21 protein-coding genes and 1 pseudogene are annotated in these 25055 nt (G+C 67.4%); 17 read left to right on the forward strand and 5 right to left on the reverse strand.

Features of this window, described 5'->3' with window-relative positions:
• Positions 1 to 2 precede the first annotated feature (2 nt).
• The 8 genes and pseudogenes from ccoS to J5T34_RS09285 form a co-directional block, all read left to right on the forward strand.
• Positions 3 to 146: pseudogene (ccoS, locus tag J5T34_RS09250) on the forward strand (cbb3-type cytochrome oxidase assembly protein CcoS); the annotation flags it as partial.
• A gap of 226 nt (positions 147 to 372) precedes the next feature.
• Positions 373 to 1866, forward strand: coding sequence for a cytochrome-c oxidase, cbb3-type subunit I (gene ccoN, locus J5T34_RS09255; protein WP_208579501.1), 1494 nt, complete (start codon positions 373 to 375; stop codon positions 1864 to 1866).
• A gap of 19 nt (positions 1867 to 1885) precedes the next feature.
• Positions 1886 to 2530, forward strand: a complete 645-nt coding sequence (ccoO, locus tag J5T34_RS09260; protein ID WP_208579502.1) for a cytochrome-c oxidase, cbb3-type subunit II — start codon at positions 1886 to 1888, stop codon at positions 2528 to 2530.
• Between the two features lie 2 nt (positions 2531 to 2532).
• On the forward strand, positions 2533 to 2781 hold the full coding sequence (locus tag J5T34_RS24160) for a cbb3-type cytochrome oxidase subunit 3 (RefSeq protein ID WP_432207646.1): 249 nt from the start codon (positions 2533 to 2535) through the stop codon (positions 2779 to 2781).
• Between the two features lie 4 nt (positions 2782 to 2785).
• Complete coding sequence (gene ccoP / locus J5T34_RS09270; protein ID WP_208579503.1) at positions 2786 to 3748, forward strand: cytochrome-c oxidase, cbb3-type subunit III; 963 nt, start codon at positions 2786 to 2788, stop codon at positions 3746 to 3748.
• A gap of 52 nt (positions 3749 to 3800) precedes the next feature.
• Positions 3801 to 5219, forward strand: coding sequence for a cytochrome c oxidase accessory protein CcoG (ccoG, locus tag J5T34_RS09275; RefSeq protein WP_208579504.1), 1419 nt, complete (start codon positions 3801 to 3803; stop codon positions 5217 to 5219).
• Positions 5220 to 5245: 26 nt separating this feature from the next.
• Positions 5246 to 5491, forward strand: a complete 246-nt coding sequence (locus J5T34_RS09280) for a FixH family protein (protein ID WP_208579505.1) — start codon at positions 5246 to 5248, stop codon at positions 5489 to 5491.
• Positions 5488 to 5757 (forward strand): hypothetical protein, encoded by a 270-nt coding sequence (locus J5T34_RS09285; RefSeq protein ID WP_208579506.1) that lies wholly within the window; start codon positions 5488 to 5490, stop codon positions 5755 to 5757. The genes J5T34_RS09280 and J5T34_RS09285 overlap by 4 nt, the downstream gene beginning before the upstream one ends.
• 31 nt (positions 5758 to 5788) lie before the next feature.
• Here J5T34_RS09285 and fnr read toward each other — a convergent pair whose 3' ends face one another.
• Positions 5789 to 6517 carry a fumarate/nitrate reduction transcriptional regulator Fnr gene (gene fnr / locus J5T34_RS09290; RefSeq protein WP_208579524.1) on the reverse strand — a complete coding sequence of 243 codons (729 nt, stop codon included), beginning with the start codon at positions 6515 to 6517 and terminating at the stop codon, positions 5789 to 5791.
• 101 nt (positions 6518 to 6618) lie between these two features.
• Here fnr and J5T34_RS09295 point away from each other — a divergent pair, with 101 nt between their 5' ends.
• The 8 genes from J5T34_RS09295 (at position 6619) to truB (ending at position 17596) form a co-directional block, all read left to right on the forward strand.
• Positions 6619 to 7380: a sulfite exporter TauE/SafE family protein gene (locus tag J5T34_RS09295; RefSeq protein ID WP_208579507.1), complete on the forward strand. Its 762-nt coding sequence runs from the start codon at positions 6619 to 6621 to the stop codon at positions 7378 to 7380.
• Positions 7381 to 7968: 588 nt separating this feature from the next.
• Positions 7969 to 8934: an SMC-Scp complex subunit ScpB gene (gene scpB / locus J5T34_RS09300; RefSeq protein ID WP_208579508.1), complete on the forward strand. Its 966-nt coding sequence runs from the start codon at positions 7969 to 7971 to the stop codon at positions 8932 to 8934.
• Between the two features lie 6 nt (positions 8935 to 8940).
• Positions 8941 to 10821 carry a 23S rRNA pseudouridine(2605) synthase RluB gene (rluB, locus tag J5T34_RS09305; protein WP_208579509.1) on the forward strand — a complete coding sequence of 627 codons (1881 nt, stop codon included), beginning with the start codon at positions 8941 to 8943 and terminating at the stop codon, positions 10819 to 10821.
• A gap of 295 nt (positions 10822 to 11116) precedes the next feature.
• Positions 11117 to 11605, forward strand: a complete 489-nt coding sequence (rimP, locus tag J5T34_RS09310) for a ribosome maturation factor RimP (RefSeq protein WP_208579510.1) — start codon at positions 11117 to 11119, stop codon at positions 11603 to 11605.
• Positions 11602 to 13077, forward strand: coding sequence for a transcription termination factor NusA (gene nusA / locus J5T34_RS09315; protein WP_174108445.1), 1476 nt, complete (start codon positions 11602 to 11604; stop codon positions 13075 to 13077). The genes rimP and nusA overlap by 4 nt, the downstream gene beginning before the upstream one ends.
• Positions 13078 to 13152: 75 nt before the next feature.
• On the forward strand, positions 13153 to 16029 hold the full coding sequence (gene infB / locus J5T34_RS09320) for a translation initiation factor IF-2 (protein WP_208579511.1): 2877 nt from the start codon (positions 13153 to 13155) through the stop codon (positions 16027 to 16029).
• Between the two features lie 107 nt (positions 16030 to 16136).
• Positions 16137 to 16505 carry a 30S ribosome-binding factor RbfA gene (rbfA, locus tag J5T34_RS09325; protein ID WP_149319110.1) on the forward strand — a complete coding sequence of 123 codons (369 nt, stop codon included), beginning with the start codon at positions 16137 to 16139 and terminating at the stop codon, positions 16503 to 16505.
• Positions 16506 to 16624: 119 nt separating this feature from the next.
• Positions 16625 to 17596 (forward strand): tRNA pseudouridine(55) synthase TruB, encoded by a 972-nt coding sequence (truB, locus tag J5T34_RS09330; protein WP_208579512.1) that lies wholly within the window; start codon positions 16625 to 16627, stop codon positions 17594 to 17596.
• 229 nt (positions 17597 to 17825) lie between these two features.
• On the opposite strand, the gene J5T34_RS09335 is transcribed toward truB, so the two are convergent.
• From J5T34_RS09335 to J5T34_RS09350, 4 genes are all read right to left on the reverse strand, one after another.
• The gene (locus J5T34_RS09335; RefSeq protein ID WP_244258789.1) at positions 17826 to 19439 is read right to left on the reverse strand and encodes a DHA2 family efflux MFS transporter permease subunit; all 1614 of its coding nucleotides are present in this window, start codon (positions 19437 to 19439) and stop codon (positions 17826 to 17828) included.
• Between the two features lie 2 nt (positions 19440 to 19441).
• Positions 19442 to 20707, reverse strand: coding sequence for an HlyD family efflux transporter periplasmic adaptor subunit (locus J5T34_RS09340; protein ID WP_208579513.1), 1266 nt, complete (start codon positions 20705 to 20707; stop codon positions 19442 to 19444).
• Between the two features lie 71 nt (positions 20708 to 20778).
• The gene (locus tag J5T34_RS09345; RefSeq protein ID WP_244258790.1) at positions 20779 to 22335 is read right to left on the reverse strand and encodes an AdeC/AdeK/OprM family multidrug efflux complex outer membrane factor; all 1557 of its coding nucleotides are present in this window, start codon (positions 22333 to 22335) and stop codon (positions 20779 to 20781) included.
• 96 nt (positions 22336 to 22431) lie between these two features.
• Positions 22432 to 22902 carry a MarR family winged helix-turn-helix transcriptional regulator gene (locus J5T34_RS09350; RefSeq protein ID WP_208579514.1) on the reverse strand — a complete coding sequence of 157 codons (471 nt, stop codon included), beginning with the start codon at positions 22900 to 22902 and terminating at the stop codon, positions 22432 to 22434.
• A 213-nt stretch (positions 22903 to 23115) separates the two neighbouring features.
• On the opposite strand from J5T34_RS09350, the gene typA reads away from it, so the two are divergent.
• Complete coding sequence (gene typA / locus J5T34_RS09355) at positions 23116 to 24936, forward strand: translational GTPase TypA (protein WP_208579515.1); 1821 nt, start codon at positions 23116 to 23118, stop codon at positions 24934 to 24936.
• Positions 24937 to 25055: the final 119 nt, after the last annotated feature.

The raw sequence follows: 25055 nt of genomic DNA on the forward strand, positions 1-25055 counted from the left end.
TGATGGATACATTGTTCCTGCTGGTGCCGATGAGCCTGGCGCTGGCCGCGCTGATCGCCGGCGCATTGTGGTGGGCGCTGCGGGCCGGGCAATACGACGATCTCGAGCGCCCCGGACAGGCAATCCTGCTCGACAACGACCGTCCCGATGCCGGCGCCGATGCCGACGCCAACGCCAACGCCAACGCCAACGCCAACGCCAACGCCAACACACGCGCCGTGCCGCAGCCGCTTCGCGGCGAGCCGCGCCACTGAGTTCCCCCTGGCGCCGAGGCATCTGCATCTCGCTTGATCCGGATCAAGGGCGCATCGCCCGACCCCTTCTACATTGACGTCATCGAACGGTTTATTACGTCAATCTTTGGGGGTCTGAATGGATGTCACCGCCGCCGGCCTGACCGGCACGGCCACGCCCGCGCGTGCCGACGCCTTCAACTATCACGTCGTGAGGCAATTCGCCATCATGACGGTGGTCTGGGGGATCGTCGGCATGGCAGTCGGGGTGCTGCTCGCCGCGCAGCTGATCTGGCCTGAGCTCAATTTCGATACGCCATGGCTGTCGTTCGGCCGGCTGCGCCCGCTGCATACCAATGCGGTGATCTTCGCCTTCGGCGGCAGCGCGCTGTTTGCCACCTCGTACTACGTGGTGCAGCGGACCTGCCAGGCGCGCTTGTTCGCCGCGCCGCTGGCGGCCTTCACCTTCTGGGGCTGGCAGATCGTGATCGTGGCCGCCGCCATCACGCTGCCGCTGGGCATCACCACGTCGAAGGAATACGCGGAACTGGAATGGCCGATCGATCTGCTGATCGCGGCGGTATGGATCGCCTATGCGATCGTGTTCTTCGGCACCATCATCCAGCGCAAGACCCGCCATATCTACGTGGCCAACTGGTTCTTCGGCGCCTACATCCTGACGATCGCGATCCTGCATATCGTCAACAACATCGAGCTGCCGGCGTCGCTGTGGAAGTCGTACTCGGCCTACGCCGGCGTGCAGGACGCGATGGTTCAGTGGTGGTACGGCCATAACGCGGTCGGCTTCTTCCTGACCACCAGCTTCCTCGGCATGATGTACTACTTCATTCCGAAGCAGGCCGAGCGCCCGATCTATTCGTACCGGCTGTCGATCGTCCATTTCTGGGCGCTGAACTTCACCTACATGTGGGCCGGTCCGCACCATCTGCAATACACCGCGTTGCCCGACTGGGCGCAATCGCTGGGCATGGTGTTCTCGCTGATCCTGCTGGCGCCGTCGTGGGGCGGCATGATCAACGGGATCATGACGATGTCCGGCGCCTGGCACAAACTGCGTACCGATCCGATCCTGAAGTTCCTGGTGGTGGCGCTGTCCTTCTACGGCATGGCGACCTTCGAGGGCTCGATGATGTCGATCAAGACGGTCAACGCGCTGTCGCACTACACCGACTGGACCATCGGCCACGTGCATTCGGGCGCGCTGGGCTGGGTCGCGATGATCACGATCGGCTCGCTGTACTACCTGGTGCCGCGTCTGTTCGGCCAGCAGCGGATGCACAGCGTGCGGGCGATCGAATGGCACTTCTGGATCGCGACCATCGGCGTGGTGCTCTATATCGCCTCGATGTGGATCGCCGGCGTGATGGAAGGACTGATGTGGCGCGCCACGCAGCCCGACGGCACGCTGACCTATGCCTTCGTCGAAGCGGTCAAGGCCAAGACGCCGTTCTACCTGATCCGTCTGCTCGGCGGCCTGTGCTTCCTCGCCGGCATGCTGGTGATGGCCTGGAACGTGGCGCGCACGATCGCGGGCCGCCGCGCCTTCGATGCGGTGATTCCCACAGGTGCGAACGCTACCCCGGCCACCCCGGCCACCCCCGCCGCAGCCTGAACGCCATCCGGATTTCATCATGTCCCAACAACGACGCTTCTTTACGCACGAGACGCTGGAGAAGAACATCGGCTGGCTGATCGTCTGCACCATCGTGGTGGTCAGCATCGCCGGCTTCGTGCAGATCCTGCCGCTGTTCTTCCAGCATTCGACCACGCAGCCCGATCCGGGCATCGTCCCTTATTCGCCGCTGCGCCTGATGGGCCGCGACATCTATATCCGCGAGGGCTGCGTCGGCTGCCATTCGCAGCAGGTGCGCACGCTGCAGGCCGAGGTCGAGCGCTACGGCCCGTATTCGACCGCCGGCGAGTCGGTCTACGACCATCCGTTCCTGTGGGGCTCCAAGCGGACGGGACCGGACCTGGCCCGCGTGGGCGGCCGCTACTCGGACGACTGGCAACGCATCCACCTGCGCAATCCGCGCGACGTCGTGCCGGAATCGGTAATGCCTTCGTATCCGTGGCTGGCGAAGACCGCGCTGCCGACCGACGACATCCGCCAGCGCATGCGGACGCTGCGCGCGCTCGGCGTGCCCTACAGCGACGCCGACATCGAGGCAGCGCCGGACGCGCTGAAGGGCAAGACCGAGGAGGATGCGCTGGTGGCCTATCTGCAGGGCCTCGGCACCAATCGCCGCACGCTGGCGCCGACCGCGGGGCAGTGACCATGGCGATCTTGACCGCGTTTTCCACGCTGATCTTCCTCGTCGTCTTCATCGGCATCGTCTGCTGGGCGTGGTCCGGCGGGCGGCGCCATGCCAATCGGGAAGCCGCCTGGCTGCCGTTCGCCTTGCCCGACGAGGCAGTGGGCGAGGCCGGCGAGGTTCGAAAAGAGGCTGGCAGAGAGGGCATGGGCGACAGCACGGCCGTGCCGCGCGACGCCGCGCGGGCACAAGCCATCGAGCAGGGACATTGATGTCATGAGCGACTTTATTTCGGATTTCTGGGGCTATTACATCGGCGCGATCGCGCTGGGCGGCATCGTCTGGTGCGTCTGGCTGCTGTTCTCGCAGACGCGCGTCGCCAAGGGCGCGGCCGCATCGAACGCGGCTTCGGCCGTCGATGCCGGCGCCCCGGCGCACGACACCGGCCACGTGTGGGACGACGATCTGCGCGAGCTGAACAACCCGCTGCCGCGCTGGTGGATGTGGATGTTCCTGCTGAGCTGCGTGTTCGCGCTGGGCTATCTGCTGCTGTATCCCGGCCTGGGCGCGTATCGCGGCATGCTCGGCTTCACCAGCCAGGGCGAGCTGGCAGAACAGCGGCTGGCCGCATTGCGCGGCCAGCAGGCGGTGTACGGCAAATACATGGACGTCGCCATCGAGCGCGTCGCCGCCGATCCGCAGGCGCGCGAGATCGGCCAGCGGCTGTTTCTGAACTACTGCGCGCAGTGCCACGGTTCGGACGCGCGCGGCAGCCGCGGCTTTCCCGACCTGACCGACCGCGATTGGCTGCACGGCGGCGAGCCGGCCGCGATCATGCAGAGCATCGCCAAGGGCCGGCATGGCGTGATGCCCTCGTTCGCCGCGGTCATCGACGAGAAGGGGGCAGGCGATGTCGCGCAATACGTGCGTTCGCTGTCGGGGCTCGCCTTCAACCCGATTCGTGCGGCGCGCGGCGAGCCCATCTTCAAGTCGACCTGCGTCGCCTGTCACGGCGGCACGGGGAAGGGCAATCAGGCGCTCGGCGCGCCGAACCTGACCGACAAGGTATGGCTGCATGGCAGCAGCGAGGCCCAGATCGTCAAGGCGGTCCTGCTGGGCCACGACAACCGGATGCCGGCGCACGAGGACATCCTGACGCCCGAGCGTATCCGCATGCTGACCGCCTACGTCTGGGGACTGTCCGCCGACAGCACCACGATGCCGGCGGCGGGGCAATGATGGACACCGCTTCCCGCCATCGGTTCGCGACCCGCCATCTGCGAGGACGGCCATGAACGCGCCCGGCATCGATTCGACCGAGGCCTCGCTGTACGAGGTCCGCCGCAAGATCTATCCGCGCGCGGTGACGGGCGCGTTCGCCCGCTGGCGCATCGCGATGGTGCTGGCGACGCAGCTGGTGTTCTACGGCTCGCCGTGGCTGCAGTGGAACGGCCGTCAGGCGGTGCTGTTCGACCTCGCTGCGCGCAAGTTCTATCTGTTCGGCCTGGTGCTGTGGCCGCAGGACGTGATCTATCTGGCCGTGCTGCTGGTGATCTCGGCGTTGTCGCTGTTCCTGTTCACCGCGATCGCGGGGCGGCTGTTCTGCGGCTATGCCTGTCCGCAAACGGTCTACACCGAGATCTTCCTGTGGATCGAGCGCAAGGTCGAGGGCGATCGCATCGCCCGCATTCGACTCGACGGCGAGCGTTGGACCCTGCGCAAGCTGCGCATCAAGGCTACCAAGCATCTGCTGTGGATCGCGATCGCGCTGTGGACCGGCTTCACCTTCGTCGGCTACTTCTCGCCGATCGATGCGCTGGGCAGCGCGGTGCTGAACCTGTCCACCGGGCCGTGGGAAGCGTTCTGGATTGGCTTCTATGCGTTCGCCACCTGGGGCAATGCGGGCTTCATGCGCGAGCAGGTCTGCAAGTACATGTGCCCCTATGCGCGGTTCCAGAGCGTGATGGTCGACAAGGACACCTATGTGGTGACCTACGACGCGCAGCGCGGCGAGCCGCGCGGCTCGCGCTCGCGCAAGGCCGACCCGAGGGCGCTGGGCATCGGCGACTGCGTGGACTGCAGCATCTGCGTGCAGGTCTGCCCGACCGGCATCGATATCCGCGACGGCCTGCAGTACGAATGCATCGGCTGCGGCGCCTGCATCGACGCCTGCAATCAGGTCATGGACAAGATGCGCTATCCGCGCGGGCTGATTCGCTACACCTCCGAGAACGCGATGCGGCGCGCGCTGTCGGCTGCCAGCGCGCGCCGCCGCGTGATCCGCCCGCGCATCGTGCTGTATGCGGTGCTGTGGCTGGCGCTGGCCGGCGGCTTCGTCTGGTCGGTGGCGGTGCGCACGCCGCTGAAGGTGGACATCCTGCGCGACCGGCAGGCACTGGCGCGCGAGGTGGACGGGCGCTGGATCGAAAACGTCTACCGGCTGCAGCTGATCAACACCACCGAGGGCGAGATGGACATCGCCATCGTGGCGCACAGCGCGGACTTGCCGGGGCTGTCCGTCGAATACGAAGACCGCGCCGGCCATCTCGCGCCAACCTCGAACCGGCTGCTGCCGCTGCGGCTGCGCGTGCCGCTGGAGCAGGCGGCGCCGGGCACCCATGTGGTCGATATCGTCGTCCATGGTGCCGCCGGCAGCGAGCGTGTGCAGGTGCGGCAGCCCACCCGCTTTATCGTTCCCGCTCAACCGTGACCAGGCATCGACAACGAGGCATCGACATGTCCCAATGCAAACCGTGGTGGAAGGAACCGTGGCCGTGGCTGCTGATCAGCGGCCCCGCGATGGCGATGCTGGGCTGCGCGGCGACGATCTGGGTCGCGATGCAGCACGCCGATCGGCCCATCGTCGATGGCGTGGTGCGTCAGGGGCTGGTGATCCGGCAGGCCGCGACGGCGACCGCAGTGGTGCCGGCCGCGCGAGCCGCACACACCGGTGCCGATCCGCAAGCGGCGGCACGGCCATGAAGGCGCGCTGGCTGATGTGGGTGCTGTGGCCCGCCTTCGTCGGCGCGGCCGTCGCGTTCGTGCTGGTGTTCTCGCTGATCGATCCGCGCGAGCTGCGGATCCTGGGTCAGCCGCTGGAACTGTCGCACGGCGCGGTCTATACGATCGGCTTCGTGGCCGCGTGGGCGGTGTGCGCGCTGTCCAGCGCGCTGACGGTGTGCATGCTGCCGGCCTCGATCATCGCGCCCGCTTCGGCCCCGATGTCGGCGGCCGACGAACTGGAGTAGGGCGATGGCCGACGCCACCGCCGTGCCGGCATCAGCAGGCCGTCTTGCCCAGCAGCTGGCGGATGCCGTCCATGTCGACCAGCTTCACATGGCGCTGGCGGATCTGGATCAGGCCGGCTTCGGCGAAGCGCGAGAACAGGCGGCTGACGGTCTCGAGCTTCAGCCCCAGATAGCTGCCGATTTCCTCGCGGCTCATCCGCAGCACGAACTCGGACGCGGAATAGCCGCGTGCCGCCAGGCGCTCGGACAGGCTGATCAGAAAGCCCGCCAGCCGCTCTTCGGCGCGCATCGAGCCCAGCGTGATCAGCATCATCTGGTCCTGCGTGATTTCCTTGCTCATCAGCCGCATGAACTGGTGCTGCAGCGAAGGCAGCGAGGCCGACAGCGTCTGGATCTCGTCGTAGCGGACCACGCAGACCTCGGTGTCTTCCAGCGCGGTCGCGTCCGATGCATGCCGCATCTCGGTCAGGCCATCGAAGCCGACCACTTCGCCGGGCAGGTGAAAGCCCGTGATCTGTGCGCGGCCGTCTTCCATCGTCACGTGCGTCTTCAGCGTGCCGAAGCGGATCGCATAGATCGCGTCGAGCGCATCGCCGAGGCGATAGAGCGATTCGCCCTTGCGCACCCGCACGCGTTCCTGCACCAGCGTGTCCATCTTTTCGACGTCCTGCGCCGACATGCCGATCGGCAGGCACAGCTGTCCGAGCGAGCAGGTGGAACAGCGGGTCGATTGGTCGTTCAGGGGAATGGCGTTCAGCAATTGGAATCCGCGCGAAGGGAAGGGGTTGCCATCGACATCGCGATGGGCGCAAAGGGGTGCGGGCATTCTACCGTGCACACTCTGGCCAGGGGGAGCCTGAGATGGCGATCGGCGTACTGATCAGCGTGTTTCTGCTGGCACTGTTGGGCGGTGTCCACTGTGCGGCGATGTGCGGCGGCATCGCGCTGGTGCTCGAGAGCCGCGATGCGCGGCAGGCTGCGCCGGTGCCGCTGTACCGCAGACGCGCTGCGTGGGTCCGTGAACTGCTGGTCCTGCATGCCGGCCGCCTGAGTGCCTATGCAATGCTCGGTGCCTTGCTCGGCGCGGTGGGGGCGAGCGCGTGGAAGGCGCAGTATCTGCCGCTGCAGCGCGCGCTGTTTGCAGCGGGCAGTGCGAGCCTGCTACTCGCCGGGCTATGGGCGCTGGGCGGCGCGCGGCTCGCGGGAAAGCGCCCGGGCGTCCAGGCCGCAGCGCGGCGGCTGGCGGCGACGTGGGCGCGCTGGGGCGGAAGGGCCCTCGTGCGGCAGGACACGGGCGCCGACCGACGGCTGCTGCGTCGCTACGCCGCCGGACTGGCCTGGGGTCTGGTGCCGTGCGGCATGGTCTACGCCGCGCTCGCGCTGGCGCTGCTGGCCGGCAGCGCGCCGTCGGGCGCGCTGGTGATGCTCGCCTTCGGCCTCGGTACGCTGCCCAATCTGCTGATGCTGTCGAGCCTGTCGGCCGGCCTGCGCGTGCTGGCGCGGCGCCCGTGGGTTCGGCGCGGCATCGGCGCGGCGGTGGCGCTGTTCGGCGCGGCCGGTCTCGCGCGGGCCGCGATGCTGCCCGAAACGCTGGCCGCCCACGGCTTCTGCCTGACCCTTTGAGGCCGCCCGGCAGCTTCCCGTCCAACCCCGCGGTTGCAGGCCGGCGCGGGAATGCCATACAATCGCGGGAAGCCACGGCGACCGGGCCGCTTTCGCGCAGGTGTCGTGGTCGCCCGGTCGCGCTTGTTCCAGGCGTCTGTCAAGGCACTCATGGGTTTCCATACCCATCTCCCTCCCCGCACTGTCCGGCTAGAACATCCGGTGTCGACATCGGCCAAGAATACCGGCCAGCGGCGTGGCAGCGAGGGGCCCGACAGGCTGCACGCCAGGCCATGACCAAGTTGTCTCGCAATCCGGACAGTCGCGGCTGTCCGGGCGTGTCGGCCGCAACAGGGGAGACGGCGCGGCGCGCTGGTCCTTCCGCCGACCGAATTCGGGAGACGGGCGGACGATCTTCTGCCGGACCGGACCGGCAATCGATGCACCGATGAGAAGGCGCGCGGACCCGATGCGGCAAGCATCCCGGTCCGCTGCGCGATGAATGGCGGCAGGCGTCCCTGAAGCGGAACGCGCGCTGCTGAATCGACCAATCTCCAGCGCGTCCGGGTGTCACGGACGCAGATGCAAAGACAGGCCGCACACCACAACATGAATACCCAAGAGGCGAAAATCGTCCTCGAGACGGCGCTGATCTGCGCGCAGGAGCCGCTGCGCGTCGCCGATTTGCGCCGCTTGTTCGCCGACGACGTCGGCGCCGACACGATCCGTGTTCTGCTGGAAGAGTTGCGCAAGGACTGGGAGCCGCGCGGGGTCGAGCTGGTGGCGCTGGCGAGCGGCTGGCGCTTTCAGAGCCGGCCGGCGATGCGCGAATATCTGGACCGGCTCAATCCGGAAAAACCGCCCAAATACTCGCGTGCGGTGATGGAGACGCTGGCCATCATTGCCTATCGCCAGCCGGTCACGCGCGGCGATATCGAGGAAATCCGCGGGGTCACGGTCAGCACCGAAGTGATCAAGAAGCTGGAGGATCGCGGCTGGATCGAGGTGATCGGCCATCGCGACGTCCCCGGCAAGCCGTCGCTGTATGCAACCACCAAGACCTTCCTCGACGATCTCGGCCTGCGTACGCTGGACGAACTGCCGCCGCTGGAAGATCCGCAGGCGCAGGTCCAGGAAGCGCTGCTGAAGCAGGGTGCGATCGACTTCGAAGAGGTCGCCACCGCGGCCGGCGTCGACGAGGAAGCCTTCGCGGCGGTACCGGCAGGTGTCGCGCAGGCCGATGGCGTCGATGCTGCTGCGGTCGATGCGGCTGTGGACGATGCCGCCGGCGTGGCGCCGCCGGATGCGGGTGCGGCCGAAGAAACGAATGCGGTCGGCGTGACCGCCGACGCGGCCTCCGGCGACGCGCCGGTGCAGACCGACGATCCCGCCGAAGCTGCCGAAGTCGCCGAAGCCGCCGAACCCGCGGATATGCCCGCAGCGGCGCCCGCTGACGATGCCCCCGACGCTGACCACGCCGACGCTGCCGACGAGTCCGCCGACCAGGCCGACGCCGACGCGCCCCAACTGGATCCACGCGATGCCGACGAGCAAGGCGCGCGCGTCCCGAACTAACACCAGATGCAACAAGCGAGTGTGAATACTTTGTCCGACTCTATCGATCAAGACGTGCGCGACGCGGAGACGCCAGCCGAAGGCGCCGCGCCGCGCCGCAAGGGCCTGCGCCGCGGCCTGCGCAATCTGGTGGCCTCGCGCCGCCAGTCCGCGCAGGACCGCGACGGCAGCGAAGCCGTCGCCGGCGATGCCGGCGCGGCGGTGCAGCCCGAAGGCGGCGCCAGCGGCGCCACGGCGGCGCCCGCGCCCGGATCGCGAGGCGGACGCGGTCGGCGCGCCAAGCCGGCCGAGGGCGAGGCGCCGCGCGAGAATGCCGGCAAGCAACGCCGCGGCCGCGGCAATGCCGGTCAGAATGCGGGCCAGAACGCCGGCCAGAACGGCGGCCAGAGCGGCGGCCAGAGCGGCGGCGCCCGGGCCGAGGGCGCACGACCCGAAGGCGAAGCCGGCAACAACGGCCAGCCGCGTCCCGCGGGCAAGCGCAAGGGCGGCAAGAACGCCGCACGTCCCGCCAAGGGCGCCGGCAAGTCCGCCGCGCCGACGGCCGACAAGGGCAACGCCAGGCCGGCCGCGAAGGGCGACAAGAGCGCCGCGGCCGAGGATCTGTTCCGCTTCGTGATCTCGGGCCAGTACGACGCCGACGGCGGTGCCGCCGGCACGACGCGCAAGGCCAAGCCGGTGCGCGAACTGTCCGCCGAGGACGATGCGCCCAAGCTGCACAAGGTGCTGGCCGAAGGCGGTCTCGGTTCGCGCCGCGAAATGGAAGAGTTGATTCTGCAGGGCCGCGTGTCGGTCAACGGCCTGCCCGCGCATATCGGGCAGCGCATCCTGCCGACCGACCAGGTGAGGGTCAACGGCAAGCTGATCCACCGCCGCGTGACCAGCAAGCCGCCGCGCGTGCTGCTGTATCACAAGCCGGCCGGCGAGATCGTCAGCCAGTCGGACCCGGAAGGCCGTCCGACCGTGTTCGACAGCCTGCCGCGCCTGAAGACCGCCAAATGGGTCGCCGTCGGCCGGCTGGACTTCAATACCGAAGGCCTGCTGATCTTCACCACGTCCGGCGATATCGCCAACCGCTTCATGCATCCGCGCTACGGCGTCGAGCGCGAGTATGCGGTGCGCACGCTGGGCGAGCTGGCCGAGGCGGATCGCCAGCGCCTGCTGCATGGCATCCAGCTCGACGATGGCCAGGCCAACTTCCTGCGCATCGTCGACGGCGGCGGCGAAGGGGTCAACCACTGGTATCACGTGGCGCTGACCGAGGGCCGCAACCGCGAAGTGCGGCGCATGTTCGAGGCGGTCGGCCTGACCGTGTCGCGGCTGATCCGTACCCGGTATGGCCAGTTCCTGCTGCCGCGCGGCCTCAAGCGCGGCCGCTGGCAGGAGCTGGAGCCCGAGGAGGTGCGTGCGCTGATGGCGGCGGTCGGGCTGAAGGCCCCGGCCAAGCAGGCGGGCGCCCCCAAGGGCGCGACCAAGGTCGGTGGCCGCAAGCAGCGCGAGCAGGCCGCGATCGAGGGCAAGCCGATGCCGACCGGCATGGACGGCCTGCCGCGCTTCAACAAGGAAGGCGGCCGCGGCGGCGCCAATCGCGGCCAGCCGGACCCGATGCAGACGTCGATGGGCTATATCACCTCGCCGACGCTGCTGACCTCGCACACCGGCAGGTTCGCAGCGGGCGTCAGCCTGCCGCCGCAGCCCGGCATGCGCGGCCCCTCCGGCGGCGGCCGCGCCGGCGGTGCGCGCGGCGGTGCCCGCGGCGCGCAGCGGCAAGGCGGCCAGGGCCAGGGACGTCCGCAGCGACGCGGCGGCGAGCCCAACGGCAATGTGATTCCGAAGGCTGGCAAGCCGACCGCGCCCCGGCGCGGACGCCCCCGCGGCGGCAGCCGCTGAGGCAAGCGCGCGCCGGGCCGCGAGGCCGGACGGGGCGAAGGCTGGCACAAAGCGTGCCCCCTTCGCTCTGCTTTGCCTTTTGTGGCCCTAGCGCGTATAATGCGAGTCTATTCAAAAAGTCATCCTCCAAGGGGATGGGCGAATGATGGGCGTTCCGCCCATTTTTTTTTGGTTCGTCCGATCGTCCGAACACGCGGAAAATCGCGATGTGGGGCTCCGCCGGAGATGACGGCAGGCAGCCGGCCATTCGCCGCGGCCTTGCCCGGTAGTTTGATGGCCATTTTTCGGAACGACAGTGCATCTGGCAGATTTGATCGAAACCACACTGACCGGCATGGGGTATGAGCTGGTCGAACTTGAACGCGCCCCAGGCGGGTTGCTGCGCGTCTATATCGATCAGCCTGACACCGGCATTGCCATCGAGGATTGCGAGAAGGTCAGCCGCCAGCTGACCCACGTGCTGACCGTCGAGAACGTCGATTACGAACGGCTCGAGGTCTCCTCTCCGGGACTGGACCGTCCGCTGAAAAAACTGGCCGACTATGTTCGCTTTGCCGGCGAGGAGGTGCGCGTGACGCTGCGCCTGCCGATCGACGGCCGCAAGAACTTCGTCGGCATCCTGCAGCCGCCCACGGGCGAGCCCGGCGCCGAGAAGATCGGCCTGGAATTCGAGGGCAAGGAAGGCCCGGCGCTGCTGGAATTTACCGTATCCGATGTCGACAAGGCGCGCCTGGTGCCGGTTATCGACTTCAAAGGAAATCAGAGAAAAGGGAACAAGCAATGAGCCGCGAAGTTCTGTTGCTCGTCGATGCGCTTGCGCGCGAGAAGAACGTCGACAAGGATGTGGTATTCGGTGCGCTCGAAGCGGCTCTCGCTTCGGCCACCAAGAAGCGTTTCGAGGAAGACGTCGATATCCGTGTGCACATCGATCGGGAATCCGGCGAGCACGAGACTTTCCGCCGCTGGCTGGTGGTGCCCGACGAGCAGGGCCTGCAGGAGCCGGACAAGCAGATCCTGCTGTTTGAAGCCCGCGAGCAGGACCCCAATATGGAACTCGGCGATTTCGTCGAGGAGCAGATCGAGTCGGTCGAGTTCGGCCGCATCGGCGCGCAGGCTGCCAAGCAGGTGATCCTGCAGAAGATCCGCGACGCCGAGCGCGAGCAGATCCTGAACGATTATCTGGAACGCGGCGAGAAGATCATGACCGGCACGGTCAAGCGCGCCGACAAGAAGGGCCTGATCGTCGAGTCCGGCCGCGTCGAGGCGTTGCTGGCACGCGACCAGATCATTCCGAAGGAAAATCTGCGTACCGGCGACCGCGTCCGAGCGTATATCCTGAATGTGGACCGCACCGCGCGTGGCCCGCAGATCGAGCTGTCGCGCACCTCGCCGCAGTTCCTGATCAAGCTCTTCGAGAACGAAGTGCCGGAGATGGAACAAGGCCTGCTGGAGATCAAGGCGGCCGCCCGCGACCCGGGCGTGCGCGCCAAGATCGCGGTGGTGGCGCACGACAAGCGCATCGATCCGATCGGCACCTGCGTCGGCGTGCGCGGTACCCGCGTCACCGCGGTGCGCAACGAGATCGGCGGCGAAGCGGTCGACATCGTGCTGTGGTCGGAAGATCCGGCGCAGTTCGTGATCGGCGCGCTGGCGCCGGCTCAGGTGCAGTCGATCGTCGTCGATGAAGAGAAGCACAGCATGGACGTCGTGGTCGACGAGGAAAACCTCGCCGTCGCGATCGGCCGCAGCGGACAGAACGTGCGCCTGGCGTCCGAACTGACCGGCTGGCAGATCAACATCATGACGCAGGAAGAATCGGCGCAGAAACAGGCCGAGGAAAGCGAAGTGGTGCGGCGCCTGTTCATGTCCAAGCTGGACGTGGATCAGGAAGTGGCCGACATCCTGATCGAGGAAGGCTTCTCCTCGCTCGAGGAAGTCGCCTACGTGCCGATCAGCGAGATGATGGAAATCGAGGCCTTCGACGAGGACACCGTCAACGAGCTGCGCAATCGCGCCCGCGATGCGCTGCTGACGATGGAGCTGGCTCGCGAAGAGAAGGTCGAGGCGGTGTCGCAGGATCTGCGCTCGCTGGACGGCCTGACGCCGGAGCTGATCGGCAAGCTCGCCGAGGGCGATATCCACACGCGTGACGACCTTGCCGAACTGGCGGTCGACGAACTGGTCGAGATGACCGGGGTCAGCGAAGAAGAAGCCAAAGCGCTGATCATGAAAGCACGGGAACACTGGTTCAACTGAGGGACACGTTCGCATAGAGCGCGCTTTCCGCACAAGACTGTCCCGACGTAGAAACCGAGCATTGAAAGGGTTTGAATGGCAAGCACAACAGTTGCCCAACTGGCCGCAGAACTGAGTCGCAGCGCAGCTGCCCTGCTGGAACAATTGCAGGCAGCTGGGGTGGGCAAGTCCAAGCCTGAGGACGTGATCACCGAGACCGACAAGGCCAGGTTGCTGGACTACCTGAAGCGTTCGCACGGTCAGGCAGACGACGGCTCGCGCAAGAAGATCACGCTCACCAAGCGCGAAACCTCGGAGATCCGCCAGGCGGATGCGACCGGGAAGACGCGCACGGTACAGGTCGAGGTGCGCAAGAAGCGCGTCCTGATCAAGCGCGACGAGACGCCCGCCGATGGCGCGGCCGACGGCCAGGAAGTGTCCGAGCCGGTGGTCGACCAGGCCGAGCTGGCACGCCGCGCCGAAGAGGAACGCCGCCAGGCCGAATTGCTGGCGCGCCAGGAAGCCGAGCTGAAGGCCCGCCAGGAGGCGGCCGAACGCGAGGAAGCCGAGCGCCGCGCACGCCAGGAAGCGCTGGAGGCGGAAGAGCGCCGCCAGGCCGAGCTGGCCGCCCGCAAGGCCGAGGAAGAGGCCGCGGCAACGCGCGCCGCGAGCGAGGCCAACGAGGATTCGGATCGCAAGAAGGCCGAAGACGACAAGACGCGTCTGGCGGCCGAGCGCGCCGCCGCGCAGAAGGCCGCCGACGATGCCAAGGCCGCCGCCGACAAGGTGCGCGCGGAGCAGGATGCGGCCCGCAAGCGCCGCGAGGCCGCCGAGGCCGAGGCCCGCGCGATCCAGCAGATGCTCAATGCGCCGGCGCGCGTGCTGAAGGCACCGTCCGAGCGCAAGGCCGAGGAAAAGAAGGCCGAGCAGAGCGGCACGCTGCACAAGCCGGTCAAGCCGGCCGGCACGGTCGAGGCCAAGAAGGACGAGAAGAAGCCCGCGGTGGCTACTACGACGGTCGACAAGAAGACCGGCAAGGTGGTCAAGGGCTCGTCGACCTGGCAGGACGAGGGCGCGCGCAAGAAGGGCGGTGGCCTGAAGACCCGCGGCGATTCGTCGGGCGGTGTCGGCGGCTGGCGCGGTGGCCCGCGCGGCCGTGGCGGCAAGCATCAGCAGGACGACCGCAGCGGCTTCCAGGCTCCGATGGAGCCGGTGGTGCGCGAGGTCCATGTGCCCGAGACCATCTCGGTGGCCGACCTGGCCCACAAGATGGCCGTCAAGGCCTCCGAGGTCATCAAGCAGATGATGAAGCTCGGCCAGATGGTGACCATCAACCAGGTGCTGGACCAGGAGACCGCGATGATCGTGGTCGAGGAAATGGGCCACAAGGCGCTGGCGGCCAAGCTGGACGATCCGGAAGCGCTGCTGATCGAAGGCGGCGAGGACCAGTCGGACGCCGAGCAGCTGCCGCGTCCGCCGGTCGTCACCGTGATGGGTCACGTCGACCACGGCAAGACCTCGCTGCTGGACTACATCCGTCGCACCAAGGTCGCGGCGGGCGAAGCAGGCGGCATTACGCAGCATATCGGTGCCTACCATGTGGAAACCGATCGCGGCGTGATCACCTTCCTCGATACGCCGGGCCACGAGGCCTTCACGGCGATGCGTGCGCGCGGTGCCAAGGCGACCGATATCGTGATCCTGGTGGTGGCCGCCGATGACGGCGTGATGCCGCAGACCAAGGAAGCGATCGCCCACGCCAAGGCGGCCGGTGTGCCGATCGTGGTGGCGATCAACAAGATGGACAAGCCCGAGGCCAACCCGGACCGCGTCAAGCAGGAACTGGTGGCCGAGCAGGTTCTGCCGGAAGAGTACGGCGGCGATTCGCCGTTCGTGCCGGTGTCGGCCAAGACCGGCGCGGGCGTCGAAGAACTGCTGGAGCAGGTGTCGCTGCAGGCCGAAATCCTGGAGCTGAAGGCACCGGTCGACGCGCCGGCCAAGGGCCTGGTCGTCGAAGCGCAGCTGGACAAGGGCAAGGGCCCGGTGGCGACGGTGCTTGTCAGCAGCGGCACGCTCAAGCGCGGCGACGTCGTGCTGGCGGGCAGCGCCTACGGCCGCGTCCGCGCGATGCTCGACGAGAACGGCAAGCCGACCAAGGAAGCCGGTCCGTCGATTCCGGTCGAGATCCAGGGCCTGTCGGAAGTGCCGGCTGCCGGCGAGGAAGTGCTGGTGCTGCCCGACGAGCGCAAGGCGCGCGAAATCGCGCTGTTCCGTCAGGGCAAGTTCCGCGACGTCAAGCTGGCCAAGCAACAGGCGGCCAAGCTCGAGACCATGCTGGAGCAGATGGCCGAAGGCGAAGTGCAGACGCTGCCGTTGATCGTCAAGGCCGACGTGCAGGGATCGCAGGAAGCGCTGGTGCAGTCGCTGCAGAAGCTGTCGACCGAAGAAGTGCGCGTGCAGATCGTGCACGGCGCGGTGGGCGGCATTACCGAGTCCGACGTCAACCTGGCCACGGCATCGAAGGCGGTCATCATCGGCTTCAACGTGCGTGCCGACGCCGGTGCGCGCAAGCTGGCCGAGAACAACGGCATCGACATCCGCTACTACAACATCATTTACGATGCGGTAGACGAGATCAAGGCCGCGATGTCCGGCATGCTGGCGCCGGAGAAGCGCGAAGTGACGATCGGCCAGGTCGAGGTACGCCAGGTGTTCCGCGTGCCGAAGATCGGCGCGGTGGCCGGCTGTATGGTCACCGACGGTCTGGTCAAGCGTGGCGCCTTCGTGCGCGTGCTGCGCAACAACGTCGTGGTGTTCTCGGGCGAGCTCGATTCGCTCAAGCGCTTCAAGGACGATGTCAAGGAAGTCAAGCAGGGCTTCGAGTGCGGTCTGTCGATCAAGAACTTCAACGACGTTCAGGAAGGCGACCAGCTCGAAGTGTATGAAATCACCGAGGTCGCGCGCACGCTGTAAGGCGGCGCGCCGCGGCGGCGGACCTTTACCGGTCCGCCGCCGCCGGCCCATCCACGCCGTCGGACCCATCGCCTTCGCTGGCGACGCCGCTGGCAAAGTCGTATCGCATGGCCAAAAAAGGCAATATCTCTTCCCGTAACCTGCGCCTGTCCGACCAGATCCAGAAGGATCTGGCCGAGATGATCCAGCGCGAACTGCGCGACCCGCGGCTCGGCCTGGTGACGCTGCAGTCGGTCGCACTGACGCCCGACTACGCGCACGCCAAGGTCCACTTCACGGTGCTGGGCGCCGAACCGGCCGACGCCGAGGCGATCCTCAACGAGAAGGCCGGCTACCTGCATTCGCTGCTGTTCAAGCGGCTGCATATCCATACCGTCCCGACGCTGCGCTTCGTGCACGATACCTCGGTCGAACACGCGATCGAGATGTCCAAGTTGATCGACCAGGCCAACGCCACGCGCGCCAAGGACGAATAAGTCAACGGCGCCGGCGCGTCCTGCGCCGTCGCCTTCTCCGGGCCACGCGGCCTGGTGGCATGCCGAGATGGCAAGCCCTGCCGCCACCGCTCGCGCCGCTCCCCCCCGTTTCATTCCCCATGACCGATTCCAACGCTCCACGTCCGCCCCGGCTGCCGCGCCGCGACGTGCATGGCGTGCTGCTGCTCGACAAGCCGCTCGGGCTGTCGTCGAACGATGCGCTGATCCGCGCGAAGCGGCTGCTGCGCGCCAACAAGGCGGGCCATACCGGCACGCTCGATCCGCTGGCGACCGGGCTGCTGCCGCTGTGCTTCGGCGAGGCGACCAAGTTCTCGCAGGACCTGCTCGATGCCGACAAGACCTATGAGGCGACGGTACGGCTGGGGCAGCGCACGTCGACCGGCGATGCCGAAGGCGAGGTGATTGCCGAGCGTCCGGTGAACTGCGATGCGACGGCGCTGAACGCCGCGCTGGCGCGTTTCGTCGGCGCGATCGAGCAGGTGCCGCCGATGCATTCGGCGCTGAAGAAGGATGGCCGGCCGCTGTACGAATACGCGCGCGCCGGGCAAACCGTCGAGCGCGCGGCGCGCAGCGTGACGATCCACGAGATCGCCTTGCTGAGCTGCGAGCTGCCCGGCGCGCCAGTGTTCGCGATGCGCGTGACCTGCAGCAAGGGGACCTATATCCGGACGCTGGCCGAGGACATCGGCGAGGCGCTCGGCTGTGGCGCGCATCTGACCGCGCTGCGACGCACTGCGGTCGGCGACCTGACGCTGGACGGCGCGGTCACGCTGGAACAGCTTGCCGAGCATGACGACGGCACGCGTCCGGCCTTGCTGGCACCGGTGGACGCGCTGCTGCAACGCTGCGTGCCCGTCACGCTCGATGCTTTGGCGACGCAGCGCTTCCTGCAGGGTCAGCGCATCGCCGGCCGGGATTTGCCCGCACAGGCATTCCAGAGCATGGGATCGCGGGAAGACGCGCTGGCGCGCGTCTATGGCGGCGAGCCGCCGCGGCTGCTGGGCGTGGCCAGATGGCGCGAAGGCGCGCTGCGGCCGGAGCGGCTGGTGCGGCTGACTCCTGTCGACTGACGATCGCCGGAGATTTCCCTCTCCCCAACCCTCTCCCGCAAGCGGGAGAGGGAGAACACAATCGGTCAGGGAAGGGTGGGGACACTGCTGAAGTTCTAGCGGAAGGGCGAGCGTACTGCTGGTTTTCTCCCCTCTCCCGCTTGCGGGAGAGGGGCGGGGGAGAGGGCAAGCGGCGGTCGCTATTGCGCCGAGCCTGCCATGCCGCCGTCAATGCTGCCTCAATGCGCCCTCAATGCGCCCCCATCGCATCCGCCGACCCGCCCCCGCTACCCTTCGGCTTGGTCAGCCAGACAAACACGATCAGCGCGAAGAACATCACCCCCGAGATCCAGAAGATATCGTTGGCCCCCAGCATCGACGCCTGTTGCGAGATGGTGCGCTCGATCACGCCGACCGCCTGCAGATGGCTCATGCCCTGCTGCATCAGATGCTCGACCTGGGCGTTGTAGACCGGGTTGTACGGATTGACCTGTTCGACCAGATGCGCATGGTGCATCGCCGAGCGGTTCTCCCACACCGTGGTCGACACCGAGGCCCCGATCGCGCCGAACGTGATCCGCACGAAGTTGGACAGGCCCGAGGCCGCCGGAATCTTGTCGGGCGGCTGCCCTGACAGGATGATCGACGTCAGCGGGATGAAGAACATCGCCATCGCCGCGCCCTGGATCAGCGTCGGAATCATCAGCGTGGTGGTGTCCACGTCGATCGTGAACCGCGAGCGCATCAGGCTGACGATGCCGAACGTGATGAACGCCGCCGTGGCGACCCAGCGCGGATCCATCTTCGGCAGATTGCGGCCGATCACCGGCGACAGCAGGATCGCAAAAATGCCCACCGGGGCCATCACGATGCCCGCATCGGTCGCGGTATAGCCGACGATGGTCTGCAGCCACAGCGGCAGGATCACCAGATTGCCGAAGAACAGTCCGTAGGCGACCGAGATCGCCACCACGCCCGCGCTGAAGTTGCGGCCGTTGAACAGGCTGATATCGACGATCGGATGCTTCTCGTAGCGCTCCCACGCCAGGAAGAACAGGAAGCCGACCACCGCGACCACCGTCAGCGTGACGATCTCGGTCGAATGGAACCAGTCGAGCTCCTTGCCCTTGTCCAGCATCAGCTGCATCGACCCAACCCAGATCACCAGCAGCGCCAGCCCGATCGTATCGATCGGCAGCACGCGCTTCGGCGTCTCGCGGTCGCGATAGATGACCCAGGTCGCGTAGGCGGCCAGGATGCCGACCGGGATGTTGATGTAGAAGATCCAGGGCCACGTCATGTTGTCCGAGATCCAGCCGCCGAGCAGCGGGCCCATGATCGGCGCGACCAGCGTGGTCATGCCCCATAGCGCCAGCGCCATCGTGCTCTTGTGCGGCGGATAGCTCGACAGCAGCAGCGACTGCGACAGCGGAATCATCGGCCCGGCCACCGCGCCCTGCAGGATCCGCGCGGCCAGCAGCACCTCCAGATTCGGCGCGACGCCGCACAGCCACGACGACAGCACGAACAGCAGGATCGACGTGACGAACAGCCGAACCGCGCCGAAGCGCGTGGTCAGCCAGCCGGTCAGCGGCACCGAGATCGCGTTGGCGACCGCGAACGACGTGATGACCCAGGTGCCCTGGTTCGGCGAGACGCCCAGGTCGCCGGAGATGGCGGGGATCGATACGTTGGCGATCGACGAGTCGAGCACGTTCATGAACGTGGCCAGCGACAGCGCGATCGTGCCGACGATCAGCTTGCCGCCCGACAGCGGCTGCTGGTGCGCGGGGCGCGCCGCAGCCGCAGGGGCCGATCCAGGCGTGGGTTCGACGCCCTCGCGGGCGGTCAGGGTATCGGCCATGATCAGGCGTGCGTGGTCGCTTTGGCGGTCGCCGTGGACTGGGCGGTCGAGGCGCGTGCCGCCGAGGCGGGGGCTGCCGGCTCGGCGCCCTGGCGCCCGCTGTTGGTCGCGATGATGCGCGCGATCAGCGCATCGGCATCGTGCCCCACCTTGTCATAGACATCGGTCTGCAGCGGCTTGCTGGCGGTGGTGGTCGTCATCGCCGCCCCTTCGGTCTTGCGCACGTCGACCGTGACGTTCATCGACAGGCCGATGCGCAGCGGATGGTCCTTCAGTTGCTGCGGATCGAGCGCGATGCGCACCGGCAGGCGCTGCACCACCTTGATCCAGTTGCCGGTGGCGTTCTGCGCCGGCAGCAGCGAGAAGGCCGAGCCCGTGCCGGCCGAGAAGCCGGCCACCTTGCCGTGATATTCGACGTCGGAGCCGTAGACGTCCGCGTGCAGCGTGACCGGCTGGCCGATCCGCATATGCGTGATCTGGACCTCCTTGAAGTTCGCGTCGACCCAGACCTGATCGAGCGGCACCACGGCCATCAGCGGCGAGCCGGCGGCCACGCGCTGGCCGACCTGCACCGAGCGCTTGGCGACATAGCCGGTCACCGGCGCCGGCAGCTGCGAGCGCGCGTAGTTCAGGTAGGCGGCGCGCACGTTGGCGGCGGCGCGCTGCACGTTCGGATGCTTCTCGACGGTGGTCTGGTCGGTCAGCGCCTTGTTCGATGCGAGCTGTTCGCGTGCGGCCTGCAGCGCCGATTCGGCAGCCTGCAGCGTGGTGCGGGCATGCGCGAGTTCTTCGGACGAGACCGCGCCGGAACCGGCGATGGCTTGGCGGCGCTTCAGGTCTTCACGGGCCCGCGCCACATCGGCCTGGCGCAGCGCCACGTTGGCGGCCAGCGAGCCGTTGTTGACGTACAGCGTGCGCACCTCGCGCACCGCCTGCGCCAGCTGCGCTTCGGCCTGCGCCAGCGCGACCTCGCTGTCGGCGCGGTCCAGCTGGATCAGCGGCTGGCCGGCGTTGACCAGCTGCGTGTCGTCGGCGCCGATCGCCACCACGGTGCCCGGCACCAGCGGGGTCACCTGGACCACGTTGCCGGCCACGTAGGCGTCGTCGGTGCTTTCGAAATGGCGCGCATACAGGGCCCAGTAGCCGCCATAGGCCAGGCCCGCGACCACCACGGCGGCGGTCAGCGAGAGCAGCAGGCGCTTGCGCTTGCCGTTGTTGTTGTCGGAGGGTTGCGTGCGGGTGGCCGCGTTCTGTTGTTGGTCGCTCATGATGTCGGTCGCTAAAACGATTCGGACGTTGTCGTTGTTCTTCGAGGTCGGGTTGCGGGTCGGCGGGTGCTTCAGCCGTGCGCCGCTGCAGTGGCGGGGGATGGCGCGGGCGTGGCGGCGGCGGGCTTGGCCGCCTGTGCCGGCTGGCCCTCGGTCGGCTCGCCGGGTTGCTGATATCCACCGCCGAGCGCCTTGACCAGCGCCATCTGCAGGTCCAGCCGGCGTGCCTGCAGATCGGTAGCCAGGCGCCGCTGCTGCAGCACGTTGCTCTCGGCATTCAGCACGGTCAGCTGCGTGCCGAGGCCGGCCTTGTAGCGCGTGGTCGCCAGCGCATAGGCGTGCTCGGCCAGCTCCAGCGCCTCTCGCTGCGTCTGGATCTGCTGGTCGACGCTGCGGATGCTGGTCACGGTATCGGCGGTTTCGCGCAGCGCGTCGACCAGCGTCTGGTTGTAGTTGGCCACCGCCAGGTCGTATTGCGCGTGCTTGCCCTTCAGGTTCGCGCGCAGCCGCCCGCCTTCGAAGATCGGCAGGCGAACCGCCGGGCCGAAGCCGAACTGGCGGCTGATGCCGAGCAGCAGATTGGACGGATCGAGCGAGGCCAGGCCAGCGAAGGCGCTCAGCGTGATATTGGGCAGGAACTCCGCGCGGGCGACGTCGATGTCCTTCGACGAGGCTTCGACGCGCCAGCGCGCTGCCACCAGGTCGGGCCGGCGACCGAGCAGGTCGATCGCCAGGTTGTCCGGCAGCGTTGGCGTCGCATGCGCCAGCAGCGTCGGCCGCTGGATCGCCAGACCGCGGTCCGGGCCCTTGCCGAGCAGCGCGGCGATCTGGTTGCGCGCCAGCGCGATTTCTTCTTCGATGCGTTGCAGATCGGTGCGGGCCGACGCGACCGTGCCGCGTGCCTGCGTGGTTTCCACTTGTGTATCGAGCCCGGCCGACAGGCGCTGGCGCGACAGCTCGGTCAGATCGCCACGCTGCGCGATCGCGCGTTCTGCGACATCGCGCTGCGCGAACAGCGCGGCCAGGCGGGCGTAGTTGCGCGCCACCGCGGTGGTCAGCAGCAGCCGCGAGGCCTGGCTTTCGGCTTCGGCGGCGCGGTCGTCCGACAGCGCGGCTTCCAGCGCCGCGCGGTTCCTGCCCCAGAAGTCGAGGTCGTAGGACAGGCCCACCTGCATCCGCGACAGGTTCTGCCACGAGCCGGCGCGCGGCGTGCCCTCGTACAGATCGGTCTCGGAAAAACGCTGGCGCGTCAGCGAGGCGTCGAAGTCGATATGCGGGTACAGCGCACTGCGGGTGGCGTCGGCCATCGCACGCGAGGCCTGCACGCGCGCCAGCGCTGCCTGCAGGTTGGGGCTGTTCTGCACCGCTTCGTCGACCAGCGCGCGCAGTTGCGGATCGCCGAACTGGTCGACCCAGTCCTGCGACGGCCATTGGCCGTGCTCGCCGGGCAGCGTCTGCGCGGTGGCCAGCTGCGCGGGCTCGGTCATGACCTGCGTGGTGTGCGAATTGCCGAAGGCGGCGCAGCCGGCCAGCGCGGCGGCGGCCAGCGCGCTCAGCGCGAAGGCGCCAAGGCGTCGGGCCGGTTGCCGCGCCGGAGCGCGGCGAGAAGTCGAAAATTGTTGGTTCATGTTGGGACGACGACGAAATGCGGATGCCGCGGTCCGGTGCCGGGGGCACGGGCCGCAGGAATGGTTCGGGGGATGACCGGGACTGCAGGAGCGCCGCTATCCGGAGTTGTTGGCGATCACCCGTTGCAGCATGTCGCGGAACTGGGCGATTTCGGCCTCGGAGAAGCCGCGGAAGCGCCGGTTCAGCACCCGGCAGAAGATCGTTGGCAACTGGTCGACCAGCGCCCAGCCGGCCGGCGTGACGCACAAATCCACAATGCGCCGGTCGGCGTCGCTGCGGCGCCGCTCGACCAGGCCGCGTTTTTCCATGCGGCTGATCAGACGGGTCACCGAACCCATATCGGTGTTCAGCTCGCGGCCAAGATCCGTGACCGTCCGGGCGCGGTCGTGCGCCAGCATCACCAGGCAGGAAGCCTGCGCGTGCGTGATATCCAGCGCGCCGACTTCCTGCTCGACGTCGCGCGACAGCTCGCCCTTGGCCCGCGCCATCAGATAGCCCACGCTGTCGCAGATCCGGTACGAGGCGGGATCGAAGGGGTAGGTATCGTCGGGGGGCGGGGCGTTCATCGTTTGCCTATGCAATCTTTGTCGTGGCAAATATATGCAGGGATTGAGCGAACAGCAAGAACGTCAATTCGTCATTGCGGTTTTGGAAATAGTGCGCCGCAAGCCCTTGCAGCAACGCGAAAGACAGTCGGATCGGTCGTCCGCAGTTTTGCGCCGCAACATGCTAGAATGGCGGGTTGAATTTTTGATGCCCAGCTGCAAGCGAGAGCCGCAATGACCCGCGCAATCCGCAATATCGCCATCATCGCCCACGTCGATCATGGCAAAACCACCCTGGTGGACCAACTCCTGCGCCAGGCAGGCACCTTCCGTGAGAACCAGCAGGTTGCGGAGCGGGTGATGGACTCGAACGACCTGGAAAAGGAACGCGGGATCACGATCCTGGCGAAAAACTGTGCGGTCGAGTACAACGGCACCCATATCAATATCGTCGACACCCCGGGCCACGCCGACTTCGGTGGCGAGGTCGAGCGCGTGCTGTCGATGGTCGACGGCGTGCTGCTGCTGGTCGACGCCGTCGAAGGTCCGATGCCGCAGACCCGCTTCGTCACGCGCAAGGCGCTGGCGCTGGGCCTGAAGCCGATCGTCGTGATCAACAAGATCGACCGTCCGGGCGCGCGTCCGGACTGGGTCATCAACCAGACCTTCGACCTGTTCGACAAGCTGGGCGCGACCGACGAGCAGCTCGATTTCCCGGTGATCTACGCCTCGGGCCTGAATGGCTACGCCGGCCTGACCGAGGACGTGCGCGACGGCGACATGAAGCCGCTGTTCGAGACCGTGCTCGACAAGGTGCCGGTGCGCAATGACGATCCGGACGGTCCGCTGCAGCTGCAGATCATCTCGCTGGACTACTCGAGCTACGTCGGCAAGATCGGCGTCGGCCGCATCTCCCGCGGCCGTGCCCGTCCGCTGCAGGACGTGGTGGTCAAGTTCGGCCCCGAAGGCAACCCGATCAAGGGCCGCATCAACCAGGTGCTGAAGTTCCGCGGCCTGGAGCGCGAGATCGTGCCCGAGGCCGAGGCCGGCGATATCGTGCTGATCAACGGCATCGAAGAACTCGGCATCGGTTGCACCGTATGCGCGCCGGAAGCGCAGGACGCGCTGCCGATGCTGAAGGTCGACGAGCCGACGCTGACGATGAACTTCTGCGTCAACACCTCGCCGCTGGCCGGCCGTGAAGGCAAGTTCGTCACCAGCCGCCAACTGCGCGAACGTCTGGACCGCGAACTGAAGTCCAACGTGGCGCTGCGCGTGGCCGAGACCGGCGACGACACGGTGTTCGAAGTGTCGGGCCGCGGCGAACTGCACCTGACCATCCTGCTGGAAAACATGCGCCGCGAAGGCTACGAGCTGGCCGTGTCGCGTCCGCGCGTGGTGTTCAAGGAGATCGACGGCGTCAAGCACGAGCCGTACGAGCTGCTGACGGTCGACGTCGAGGACGGCCACCAGGGCGCCGTGATGGAAGAGCTGGGCCGCCGCAAGGGCGAATTGCTGGACATGGCGTCGGACGGCAAGGGCCGCACCCGCCTCGAATACCGCATTCCGGCCCGCGGCCTGATCGGCTTCCAGGGCGAATTCCTGACGCTGACGCGCGGCACCGGCCTGATCTCGCACATCTTCGACGACTACGCGCCGGTGCGCGAAGGCGGTCTGGGCGAGCGCCACAACGGCGTGCTGATCTCGCAGGACGACGGCGAGGCCGTGGCCTACGCGCTGTGGAAGCTGCAGGATCGCGGCCGCATGTTCGTCAAGCCGGGCGACCCGCTGTACGAAGGCATGATCATCGGCATCCATAGCCGCGACAACGACCTGGTCGTCAACCCGATCAAGGGCAAGCAGCTGACCAACGTGCGCGCCTCGGGTACCGACGAAGCGGTGCGCCTGGTGCCGCCGATCCAGATGACGCTCGAATACGCGGTGGAATTCATCGCCGACGACGAACTGGTCGAGATCACGCCGAAGAGCATCCGCCTGCGCAAGCGCTTCCTGAAGGAACACGAGCGCAAGCGCGCCTCGCGCGAAGGCGCATAAGCGATACGCGATACGCTGACCGGAAGGTCGAGGGCCGAGTCCTGTGGTAACGGGGCTCGGCCCTTGTTGTTTTGGGGGCGGCTCGGCGCGCATCGGCTCGATGTTGCCGAGGCGATCGC

It is taken from the genome of Cupriavidus gilardii (genome assembly GCF_017598945.1).
Lineage (GTDB): Bacteria > Pseudomonadota > Gammaproteobacteria > Burkholderiales > Burkholderiaceae > Cupriavidus > Cupriavidus gilardii_E.

Coding starts and splice junctions, on each gene's coding strand:
- ccoN (WP_208579501.1), top strand. CDS start 373: ATGGATGTCACCGCCGCCGGCCTGACCGGCACGGCCACGCCCGCGCGT.
- ccoO (WP_208579502.1), top strand. CDS start 1,886: ATGTCCCAACAACGACGCTTCTTTACGCACGAGACGCTGGAGAAGAAC.
- J5T34_RS24160 (WP_432207646.1), top strand. CDS start 2,533: ATGGCGATCTTGACCGCGTTTTCCACGCTGATCTTCCTCGTCGTCTTC.
- ccoP (WP_208579503.1), top strand. CDS start 2,786: ATGAGCGACTTTATTTCGGATTTCTGGGGCTATTACATCGGCGCGATC.
- ccoG (WP_208579504.1), top strand. CDS start 3,801: ATGAACGCGCCCGGCATCGATTCGACCGAGGCCTCGCTGTACGAGGTC.
- J5T34_RS09280 (WP_208579505.1), top strand. CDS start 5,246: ATGTCCCAATGCAAACCGTGGTGGAAGGAACCGTGGCCGTGGCTGCTG.
- J5T34_RS09285 (WP_208579506.1), top strand. CDS start 5,488: ATGAAGGCGCGCTGGCTGATGTGGGTGCTGTGGCCCGCCTTCGTCGGC.
- J5T34_RS09295 (WP_208579507.1), top strand. CDS start 6,619: ATGGCGATCGGCGTACTGATCAGCGTGTTTCTGCTGGCACTGTTGGGC.
- scpB (WP_208579508.1), top strand. CDS start 7,969: ATGAATACCCAAGAGGCGAAAATCGTCCTCGAGACGGCGCTGATCTGC.
- rluB (WP_208579509.1), top strand. CDS start 8,941: ATGCAACAAGCGAGTGTGAATACTTTGTCCGACTCTATCGATCAAGAC.
- nusA (WP_174108445.1), top strand. CDS start 11,602: ATGAGCCGCGAAGTTCTGTTGCTCGTCGATGCGCTTGCGCGCGAGAAG.
- infB (WP_208579511.1), top strand. CDS start 13,153: ATGGCAAGCACAACAGTTGCCCAACTGGCCGCAGAACTGAGTCGCAGC.
- rbfA (WP_149319110.1), top strand. CDS start 16,137: ATGGCCAAAAAAGGCAATATCTCTTCCCGTAACCTGCGCCTGTCCGAC.
- truB (WP_208579512.1), top strand. CDS start 16,625: ATGACCGATTCCAACGCTCCACGTCCGCCCCGGCTGCCGCGCCGCGAC.
- J5T34_RS09335 (WP_244258789.1), bottom strand. CDS start 19,439: ATGGCCGATACCCTGACCGCCCGCGAGGGCGTCGAACCCACGCCTGGA.
- J5T34_RS09340 (WP_208579513.1), bottom strand. CDS start 20,707: ATGAGCGACCAACAACAGAACGCGGCCACCCGCACGCAACCCTCCGAC.
- J5T34_RS09345 (WP_244258790.1), bottom strand. CDS start 22,335: ATGAACCAACAATTTTCGACTTCTCGCCGCGCTCCGGCGCGGCAACCG.
- J5T34_RS09350 (WP_208579514.1), bottom strand. CDS start 22,902: ATGAACGCCCCGCCCCCCGACGATACCTACCCCTTCGATCCCGCCTCG.
- typA (WP_208579515.1), top strand. CDS start 23,116: ATGACCCGCGCAATCCGCAATATCGCCATCATCGCCCACGTCGATCAT.